Here is a 10,960-nt window from a genome sequence, read left to right on the forward strand (position 1 = left end):
TAAGGTTATAATGGTTTGATTAGAAAGTTAAAGGTATGATTTTGATACGGAATCATGTACTGCGTCAATGGCCATGCTCCCCAGCTATTGATACCGCCTACTCCCATTTGTTTCAAATCGATGTTTAATTGCGTTTGTGGGCGCTTTACTAAGTCAGCCGCGTGGCGCTGTATGCGTTTCTCGCCGTCGTCCAAATCTTCATCAAAGTAATGCAGTGCGCTAGCACTAAATGTACTATCTGCTGCGATGAGTAATCCGCGACCTTTCTTATTGGTTACTTTGTACCAACGTAAATCCGTTTTGTTACCTGTCTCATTCGGCATTACATAAGGGAAATACTGTTCATCAACGGTTTGCTCGTATTGCCCTACATGTGCACTGAAATTGCGATCTATATAATTTTCATGCGGTCCGCGCCCATAAAAGGCCACATTTCCGAAACCAGCCGGCAAGATCCATTGCATGCCAAAGCGCGGTAGCACGCCTACCTCCTGTGCCGTATCTACGACCAACTTTTGCGAAACGGAAATATCCCCAGCTCCATTAATCACATAATTCATTTCCAGCGTAGCGAATACCGTTGGCAGCTGCTGTTCAACCGTTACATACGCCAGATTGTCCTTCAGCTCGAAGCGCATATCTTTCAGTTCCGTCTTTTGCGTTGCCGCTTTCCATGCCGATAATTTGGTAGGAATCTTCGCACCAATGTCGTTATCATTCGGAGCGCGCCAAAAGTTAGCTTTGAACTCGGTTGCTGATTCTAGTAAAGCGGTTCCTTTGTAAACGAATTTGTTAATCGCCCCTGTTGTCGCATCAAACCGAATGTCTACATCTTTGGATTTTATAACAATACCTGACTGATCTTGATGTGCCGATAGCTTTCCTTCACCTACCAGAGATGCTGTCGTTGGATATGTTCCTCCTAAAGCCAACTGCTCGGTCGCTACAATATGATTCGCTGGAATTAATGGTTCTGCACTTTTCAGACGATAAGTAATGTTTAAAAATGTTTCGCCATCCAATTTCTTATCCCATTGAAATGGTAAGGTCACCGTATCTTGTGGACCAACGGATAGTTGACTTACTGTCCACGAGGATATTTTTTTACCATTGCGAATGATTTCAAACTCGGCTTTGACATTGCTTAAATCGGTAAAAAACTTCTCATTGTAAATATTCACCGCCGCATCACCTGATAAGCTGGTATGAATATCCTGATAGACTTTCTTCATCTCCCAAGCATGCGGATACGGCGTACGATTAGCATAAAAAATTCCTTTGGATGCAAAGTTCCAATCGGTTATAGCTTCTTTCGGCTCGTAATCTCCGCCATAGGTATAGACGGTATCGCCTTTAGCATTGATTTTTTGGAAAGTTTGATCAACGAAATCCCATATATAACCACCTTGAAAATGTCCTTTATTCCCTCGAATAATATCCCAGTAATCTTTAAAGTTACCCAACGAATTACCCATGGCATGCGCGTATTCACATTGTATAAATGGTTTAGTTGGATTCGGATAGCGCTTTACATAGTTTTTCATCGCATCCGGACTGGCATACATTGGCACATTTAGATCGGTATTCCAGTCGAAACGCAGTTCACCGTAATTAACGACAGCACGTTCATATTGTACTGGACGGGTGGTATCTCGGTCTTTCATGGCGATGTAACTTCTATAGAAATTATAACCATTGCCAGCTTCATTGCCCATGCTCCAAATCACCACGCTTGCGTGATTTTTATCGCGCTCTTGCAAGCGCGTCACCCGCGAAACGTGTGCATTTTCCCAAGACGGACGATTGGCCATGGTATAGGAAAGATCGTAGCCCATACCGTGCGATTCAATATTAGCCTCATCGATGACGTACAAACCATATTCATCACACAAGTCCAACCACATTTCTGCATTCGGATAATGACTATTTCTAACAGAGTTGATATTAAACTTTTTCATTAGCTCAATATCCTTAATCATCGATTCGCGCGCGATAACTTGTCCGGTCTTCGGATCAGTTTCGTGACGATTTACGCCTTTTATCAGGATCGGTTGTCCATTAATTAAGAATTGCCCATGTTTAATTTCGATCTTTCTAAATCCTATTTTAGTCGGAATGATCTCCAGTACATTGCCTTGTGCGTCGAGCAAGGTCGAAGTGATTTTGTAGAGATTGGGCGTTTCTGCTGTCCACAAGGCAGGATTCGCAACGGGAATATCAGCTTTAACGTTGGTTGCATTGCCTACTGGCAGGGTTTGCTGCCCAATAACTTCCTTACCATTTGTCAGTACAAACGCAACCTGATGCCCTTTATCTGCGGCTCGGTTTAGTTTCACTTGCGCATGCAGCACACCGTGATCGTACGTGTCTTTTAGCACAGGCACCATATCCACATCGTATATGTATTCCTTATTGCGCGCTATTAAATAGCAATCTCGCGTGATACCGCTCAAACGCCACATATCCTGATCTTCCAAGTAGTTAGCTACTCCCCAACGCATAATTTTTAGCGCGATTATGTTTTTCCCCTTTTTTAGATAGGGAGTTACATCAAATTCGGAAGGCAACTTGCTATCCTCTCCATAGCCGACGTATTCGCCATTTACCCACACGGATAAGTTAGATTTAGCGGCGCCAATGTGCAGAATTACGTTTTTAGCAGACCAATCATTATCAATCTCTACTTCCCGACGATATACTGCCGTAGGATTAAAATCCATCGGAACGTGTGGTGGATTGGGACGACCGATCAAATACGTAAACTCAAAACCTGACGTGGTGTACATCGGAAAGCCATACCCATTCATCTCCCAATTGGCAGGAACTGGAAATGTCGGCCATTCGCTGTCATCATGGTCACTTTTTTCAAAACCTGCTGGCAAATCCGCGGGCGCTTCTACCCATTTGAATCGCCACAAACCATTAAGGCTCTTATAATTTTTGGACTGCTTCCAATCTCCTTTTTCTGCCAAAGATTGATTTTCGTAAACAAAATAATCACTTCGCATCGGCAATCGATTGACTTCGACAATGGTTTCGTCCAACCAAGGAATGCCTTTGCGCTGCGCATCGGTAAGCATAGCTTTGGCTTCGCCAGACCCAGATAAGGTAATGCTCGACTGCGCAAATAGGGTTGAACTTGTTAGTGACGCTATTACAAAACAAAAAAACTTCTTCTTTAATGTGTTATTCATATTGATCGAAAATGACTACATATTGCTCAGTAGTCGAATACTGAAAATCGGCTAGTATGTGTTTATAGCACTAAGATAATGGCAAAAGGATGCCATTGAAGGGGACATTTTTACCCAAAACAGGGTGTATATTGATCTAATATACCTAATCTTGCTTTTCGATGTAAAGAATTTATGACATACCAACACCTACCAGATATGCCGGATCTAAATATTGAGTGATAGAGACCGCAGATCATGAGAACATGATCCGCGGTTGAAAACTACTATAAGACAATTTTAGAATCCGTTTGGTGCAGAACCAGCTACGGTAGTCCATCCTGGATTTTGATAAATAACCGAGTTTGCCGGTGTCACCCCATCCGGTGAAGCTATTAAGAAGTGCTCTGCGGCAATGGGCTGCAAATAATGAGCTTCCGTAAAAAAGTATCCGTTAAAAAATTGATTATTTGGCGCAATTTGGTGCACCCTTAAATACGTACTTCGACTAGGATCGGATACTGTGTTGGTCGTCGTGCCTCCGAAAACCAAGCGGTTACCGTATACATCTTTCATCGGTCCCCATACTTTTATTCCCTCAATTTTGAATCCGTTCAGCTGATCCATAGAACGCCAGCGAAGTAGATCCGCATATCGTAATCCCTCTGCTATTAATTCGGATCGCCGCTCCCGGCGAATGTTATACAAGGTTGGATCAATCAACATCCCATGCGAATATGCTCCCCAATCATTGGTTCCCTCTAGCGACATTTGTGTGGCTGCAATGGTTTTGGAATAATCTTCGTCCACACCAGCTCTACGGCGTAAGCTACGCCAGTATCTGTCAGCCGTTCCATCTATTGCATTATTTTTTTCATAGCTGGCTTCCAAGTAGTTCAAGTAAGCTTCTGCAGCCCGAAAACATACGATTGCCGTAACATCGCGTCCCACATTAGCCTGCATTTGGTTATCGTAGGAGAGTCCCTTTTTTATCGAATATCCTGTACCTTCTAAGAATCGGGCGTTGCCATCAATAACGGGTACGACAGGCTCAATTTCGGGACTAACGCCGGCATCCAAGCCCAAAAATGCTTTTACTTCTCCCGGTGCACGCATAAACAACCTTAGTCGCCAATCACGATTTTCCTTAACCTGACCGACAAAATCATCCCCCTGATATCCAGAACCAACAGCATAAATAGGGAGCCCATTCGCCATCAGAAAATTATCGACATACTGCCGAGTGTAGCCATAGCCGTTCCCATAATACAAGTAATGGTTCCAGTATTGCACCACACTGAGCGACAGGTCAAAATCCCTCCACAACAAAACCTCGTCGTAATTCGTCAGATTTTCAGAAGCAAACATCTCATAATAGGGGTTGCCCTGCCCTGCCGAGTTTTGCTTGATCGTCATCGTGTTTTGCGTAAGTTGATGGCGGTCTGCCACCAATTTCGAAGAGTTCATGGCCTCCGTTAGAAAGAAGTCAATTTCGCTATCAATAGACCCGGAGGGGTACTGATAACCCTGATTATATTCTTTGGTAGCCCCAGGCCACGCTGAACCATTAGGTACCATTGCCGTGCCTTTATGGTGCTTAAGCCAAGTACCTTCAAAAAGGGCTACGCGCGAACGAATCAAGAGTGCTAAATCACGTTGAATCCTAGTGCGTCCGCCGGTAGGTGGATTTTCTTGTAAAAGAGCCACCGCACGATCCAAGTCTTCCAAAATAAATCGGGCTACCTCATTTCGAGGGCTGCGCTTACTGGCTTCTGCCAAAGCCTCCTGATTATCGGGTAGTACCTCGCGAATAATGGGAAAATCGCCAAGATCTTTCAACTTTGCAAAGTAGGCCAACGCCCGCAATACATACGCTTCGCCTAAGTAGTGGTTGTTGTTGACTGGATTACCGGCAATCCCGACTGTTGCCAAGCGATCCTCGACCTGATTTATAAAGAAGTTGAGCTGGAATATGACCGAAAAATTCCAGGCTCCGCCCGTAGAACCAACCCGCCATTGCCCTGGTAGGTATCGATTATTTCCGCCGCGATTTGTAATATTGTCCGTTCCTGAATCATCTAGGTACAAGCCGTTTCCTCCCGTACCGTCGATCGTTCGAAAAATTTCATTATAACGGGTGATGGTGTATGTACTCAAATGCCCTTCATCGGTAAAGTAGGCGTCCGATGAAACGGCTGATGGTGGTGCGATGTCTAAAAATTTGTTACACCCGGCCAATGTACTTGCCAAAAGGCAGCAAAAAGCCATTCTTTTTATATACTGATATTTTCTAATTTCCATAGTCATGTATTTATGCGCTACTGATTAAATTTACTACGAATCGATGTGCTAGAAATTGGCGTTTAATCCAAACGACCATACTTTCGAGAGCGGATAAACCGTTCCTCCCTGACGACCAATGCCTACCGACTCCGGATCAAGTGTTTTACTCAACTTAGTCCAGGTAATTAGGTTTTCGCCTGAGAAAAATATCCGTACACCAGACAACTTAATACGTTGCGTAACTGCGGTCGGAATGGTGTACCCAAACTGAAAATTCTTCAAGCGTAAGTAAGAAGCATCCTGTAAATATTGTGTCTGCGCTTGTTGGTTCTTCCCATTGAATAATGGTCTTGGATAGTGTGCATCCAGATTTTGCCCCAGCGCATGATTCTCGTCAGCCCGATAATAATCTAGGTGATCTTTCAATCCGGTAGACCACCACTCGCCCAAACCGCCGGCGCCCCAATACACCATACCGAAAGGTGCCCAATCACGTTTTAAAATACCTTGAAAAAAACCACGCATGTCAAATCCCTTCCATGATACGTTCAAATCAAGTCCTAACGCATATCTTGGCGTTGAATTTCCAATAATGCGTCTATCTCCCGGATCGTCTAGCGTATTGGCACCTCCATCAATTTTACCATCGCCATTCAAGTCGGCATACATAATATCGCCCGCTTCCCATAAACCTGAACTTATAGGTGTTTGCCCGCCATTTGGTAACGTGGCCAAGTGATCGTCCATTTGTTGTTGTGAACGAGCAATGTCAATAGTTTCATACCCCCAGATTTCATTGGTGTAATAACCCGGTAAAAAAGTCGCCAAGCTATTCGTTGGATTGTTGTAAGAGAGCACCTTTGTTCTTGAATCCGATAAATTCACTTTCACGCCATAAGAGAAATCGGCAATCATGTCATTCCATCCTAAAGTAAATTCAAAACCCGAAGTTAAAATATCGATGTTATTTGTGTTTGGCACAAACGTTCCCAACGTCGCAGGTAGTACTACGCCAGGTCCTACGCCATCTTCGGTAAACCTTCTATAGTAATCAAATGATCCCGTCAATCGGTTTGAAAACATCGCCCAGTCCAAACCAAAATTCCAGTTACGGATTTTCTCCCAGGTTAGATTGGTGCTAATTAATCCCGGTGCACTTGCAGAATTTGGACGAGCACCGTTCACCAACCAAGAACCATTTGCTGTACCCAGCCCACCCATAACCGGATACGTTGGATACCAGTCGTTGGTATTCTGATTGCCGAGTACAGCATAGGAACCTCTAAATTTAAATAGGGAAATAGTATTTGATAGCGGTTCAAAAAAATCTTCCTGTGCCACATTCCAACCTAAGGATACTGATGGAAATAAATTCCAGCGTTGCTCCGCACGGAATCGCGATGTGGCATCGTAGCGTAAGTTGGCTTCCAAAAGGTATTTACCCTGATAATCGTAGTTGAAACGACCAAAAAATCCGGCTGTAGCCCATTCCTGCACTTGCCCAGATACTTCCGGCGTGGCATTCGTAGTTAGGTTTAGCACTGGCAATGCCGGAGAGATCAGGTCCCGCCTAGAGGCACTTAAATCGCGGTAACGATTCCATTCAGCTTGAAAACCTGCCATAAGCTGTAAGTTGTGTCCGCCTATTTCTTTTTGATAGTTGCCGTACACATTCGGATTGAAGAAATATGTTTTTCGTGCATAATCGTATACGTAATCATTCGGAAATGCCAATAGTGAGGTGTACCGTGCCGTATTATCCGCATTGTAGGCGTAGGTTTTAAATGCGTCTTCATGCGTAAATTCGGTATCCGTCCGATAATTCAGTTCTCCTGTAATCTGAAAATCCGTTACCGGCGTATAGATTAACTTTAGTTGATGTGTAAGGTAATCCATTTGCTGCCTGCGGCGGCCCCCCTCTTCAAATGTTTGAATGTAATTTACATCCGACATATAATTACCGTTCGGGTCAAATATGGGCCTGTTCGGTCGTGCTCTCCTCAATACATGTTCGAAAAAATCATCAGGCATCGCAGTGGGGCGTTCGTAATCGGTACGCACAAAGCGGTTTAAGTATTCCAATTTCAAGTTGTCGGTCAACTGACCTGAGATGCGGCCAGAGATCGAATACCGATCAAATTTATCCGTGCCATAGCGTAATAAACCTTCCTGTTTCATCATATTTCCAGAGAGGTAATACGTCCAGCGATCGGAACCGCCACTAGCACTCAAATTATGTTCTTGTGTTGGTGCAGAACTGCGGAAGTACTCATTTACCCAGTCCACATTGCCCCAGGTATTGTCGTAATCCCAGCGGCCGTCGCCACGCACGCGCGCCACATCGTTTGGATCATACTTTCCATCGATATAATCCTTTATGCGCTGCATCAGTTCGGGGTTATATTTCTGTCCGCTTCCGCCGCCATTATAATCCGCATCGTTCCAAAAATTGGCAAACTCATAGGAGTTCATCATCTTCGGAAGCAATACTGGAGAACTCCATCTGAAGTTATTGTTATAGTTGATCCGAGCTTTTCCTGACACGCCCCTTTTTGTCGTAACGAGAATGACCCCGAAAGGTGCTCGAGACCCATACACTGCCGCAGACGCACCGTCCTTTAAGATGGAGATACTTTCGATATCTTGTGGGTTTAGGGCGTCTAGCGAGCCTGCAGTACCATCTATCAACACTAAAGGACTTCCTGTGGATGACCCGCTGATCGTACCCGTTCCACGTACATTGATATTTCTTCCGGCGTTCAAACTTCCACCGACGCCTTGGGTAGACACGTTCAGTCCCGGCACTAAGCCCTGCAAAGCTTGTGCTACGTTTTGCACAGGTCTAGATTCCAATTCTTTGGCAGAAATGGTGCTTACCGCACCGGTAAGGTTAACCTTTTTCTGCGTTCCGAAACCTACCACTACCACTTCTTCTAGCGCATCGCCACCAGAGGTTAACATCTCTACATTGAGTGTAAACTCTCCGTTAGCACTAGCGTTTTGGTCGGCTAAGTTGATCGTTTGCCGTTGGTATCCCATAGCGGTAATAATCAAAGCGTCCGTCGGTCTTACCGTGATGTTAAATTCTCCTTGTTCATTGGTCGCAGTCCCCTGCTGCGTACCCTGTACTTGCACAGATACGCCTGCAAGCGGTTGTCCTTCTGCGGTGACCTTTCCTTTAGCTTGCCGACTTTGGGCATAAACGGAATTGAGTGCCACTGCGATCATTAAAAACATCAAAGCGACGCTCTTAATGAGGTAATGATTTTTTCTCATTCTTTGTGTTGATTTAGATTTATATTTCACTTATCGATTAGGTGCCGATCGTATTAGGTTCATGTTAGCACACACGTTCTGTATGTACAGGCTTGGATCGATTAGTTTAGTCACAAATTTCTTAAAAAAAAATGCCCACAAAGTGGGCATTTTCGTTTTTAAAAAGGGGTGAATTCGTTTTAAACGTGTTTTTAAATAAAATAAAACAAGATTTTAGCCCGATCGCCGATCCCCTTAGTATTGCCAGCGATCTTGCCATTGGAAGGACAGTAATCCGGCCTCATCAAACTCAATAGGTAACCAAATATATCGGCTATCTTTTAAGTTTTTAGGATTCCATCGATCGGCCATAAAGATGAAAGTATCCTTTTTGCCATGTACCGGAAGTATATGCGTACTTTGCGATTCGAAGGTACGATCTGCACCAGATCCCAAGGCAGGATTCTCGTGTCGTGTCCATTCGCCCAGCATGTTATCCGCAGTCAATAATCGAGCGGCATTAGGTGCCCAACCGGTACAGCCAGAAGTTACCATATAATACTTCCCATCCTTTTTCAATAAGGCAGGCGCTTCATTGTGGCCACCGGGTTCTACACGCACATATTTGCCCGTATAACCTAGATAATCTTTGGTCAATTCTGCAATGTGGATAGTTAAATTATCTTCGGAAGAATACACATGATAGGCGGTTTTATCATCATCTACAAATAAGGTCATATCTCTCGCCATTTGTCCACCCTCAAAATCGCGTCGTACAAAAAGTCCATCTTTAACTGCTTCCATCCAACTTGGTGTCCACCATTCTGCATGGTCTTTCTCAGAAACCGTAGATTGGCGCTGCGGTTCCGACATATTAAGTGGCCATTTCTCCGGGTTTACACGACCTGCTTTATGGAATGTAAAAGGCCCAACAGCATGATCGCTCGTAGCTAAACCGACGTGAGCAGCTTCATATCCTTTTCCCTTAAGTTCTAAATGAAAGTACATGACAAACTTTTTGGTTTTCTCATTATAGATGACCTTTGGTCGTTCAATAATACTACCTCTCGTAATCGGACTGGTACTATCTGCTGATGGCGTCAAAGCTAAACCTTCGGCTTTCCAATTATATAAATCCGTCGAGGAGTACACCGTAACACCTTGAGATTCTTTCCCACCGCGCTTTTCACCGTGCCAATAGTAAGTACCTTTATGAAATAACACACCGCCACCATGTGCATTGATATGTTCTCCATTTTGGTCCAACCATAACTCACCCGGATGAAATGCAGTACGCGTATCGACTTGCTTAGCGCGCTGACTAGGCTTCTGATACACACGTACATAGTCTATCTCATATCGTGCAGGCAATAGCGATTCGTCGATTTCACCACCATTATCACCTCCTAAAGCTAGGTTGAGCAGCATGTAGTGCGGTTGTTTGAAAGGATAAAAACCAGAGCCGTCTTTGTTTTCCAATTTGCTTTGTGGCACTTTGTTTAATAGCATGTCGTCAACATAGATAGCAATCTCCTGCTCGTCCCAATCCATCCGCCAAACATGAAAATCCTGTGCCCATCTGGCGCCGCCTAATTCGGCAACAGCTTTTTTACCGTTGTGCCATTCTGCTTGCCAACGGCGATTCGTGCCGACCGCGATGTTTGCTAATAAGTTGCCTTGGTAATATTCCATGATATCGATTTCGCCATTAGAAGGCCATTCACGATCTACGCCTAAAGTCCAAAATGCCGGCCATATCCCGTTGCCCACTGGAATTTTCGCTCGCATCTCGAATCTACCGAATTTCCATGATCGCTTACCCGAAGTATTTATGGAGGATGAGGTATACTGAATCTTTTCACGGGATTTTGCCCAATGATTGCTACCTACTTCATAAGTTGGATTAGCTTTGCTTTCTTTTTTGGCTTCGATTACCAAGACACCATTTTTTATCTTGGCATTTTCTTCCTGATACCACTGATCTTCGTGATTGCGCTTAAAACCCTTTTCAAAATTCCAGTATCGTAAGTCAACCGATCCGGACTTATCAAATTCATCTGACCAAACTAACTCATAGTTTTGATCTTGAGGATAACAGATATTCAAACATTGGCAAAAAAGGTAAATGATTAAGACGCCTCTTCTCATAGATTTATTGATATAGTGAATGAAAAGGTAAAATTATGGGCTTCAAGATAATTGAAGAGGGTCATTTTCGACAAAACGAGGGTACAAAACACCCCAAAACA

4 protein-coding genes are annotated in these 10,960 nt (G+C 44.0%); all 4 read right to left on the reverse strand.

The annotated features are described in order from the left end of the window. Positions 1-5: 5 nt before the first annotated feature. The 4 genes from ACFSQ3_RS12060 to ACFSQ3_RS12075 all read right to left on the reverse strand — a co-directional run bounded on the left by ACFSQ3_RS12060 (position 6) and on the right by ACFSQ3_RS12075 (position 10,859). A complete protein-coding gene (locus ACFSQ3_RS12060) occupies positions 6-3,194 on the reverse strand; it encodes a glycoside hydrolase family 2 TIM barrel-domain containing protein (RefSeq protein WP_380869801.1) in 3,189 nt (1,062 codons plus the stop codon). A gap of 279 nt (positions 3,195-3,473) precedes the next feature. Further along, positions 3,474-5,474 carry a RagB/SusD family nutrient uptake outer membrane protein gene (locus ACFSQ3_RS12065; protein ID WP_380869802.1) on the reverse strand — a complete coding sequence of 667 codons (2,001 nt, stop codon included), beginning with the start codon at positions 5,472-5,474 and terminating at the stop codon, positions 3,474-3,476. Between the two features lie 48 nt (positions 5,475-5,522). Continuing rightward, positions 5,523-8,732, reverse strand: coding sequence for a SusC/RagA family TonB-linked outer membrane protein (locus ACFSQ3_RS12070; RefSeq protein WP_380869803.1), 3,210 nt, complete (start codon positions 8,730-8,732; stop codon positions 5,523-5,525). 234 nt (positions 8,733-8,966) lie between these two features. After that, positions 8,967-10,859, reverse strand: a complete 1,893-nt coding sequence (locus tag ACFSQ3_RS12075; protein ID WP_380869804.1) for a family 16 glycosylhydrolase — start codon at positions 10,857-10,859, stop codon at positions 8,967-8,969. Positions 10,860-10,960: the final 101 nt, after the last annotated feature.

The organism is Sphingobacterium corticis (genome assembly GCF_042684745.1).
GTDB classification, from domain to species: Bacteria; Bacteroidota; Bacteroidia; order Sphingobacteriales; family Sphingobacteriaceae; genus Sphingobacterium; species Sphingobacterium corticis.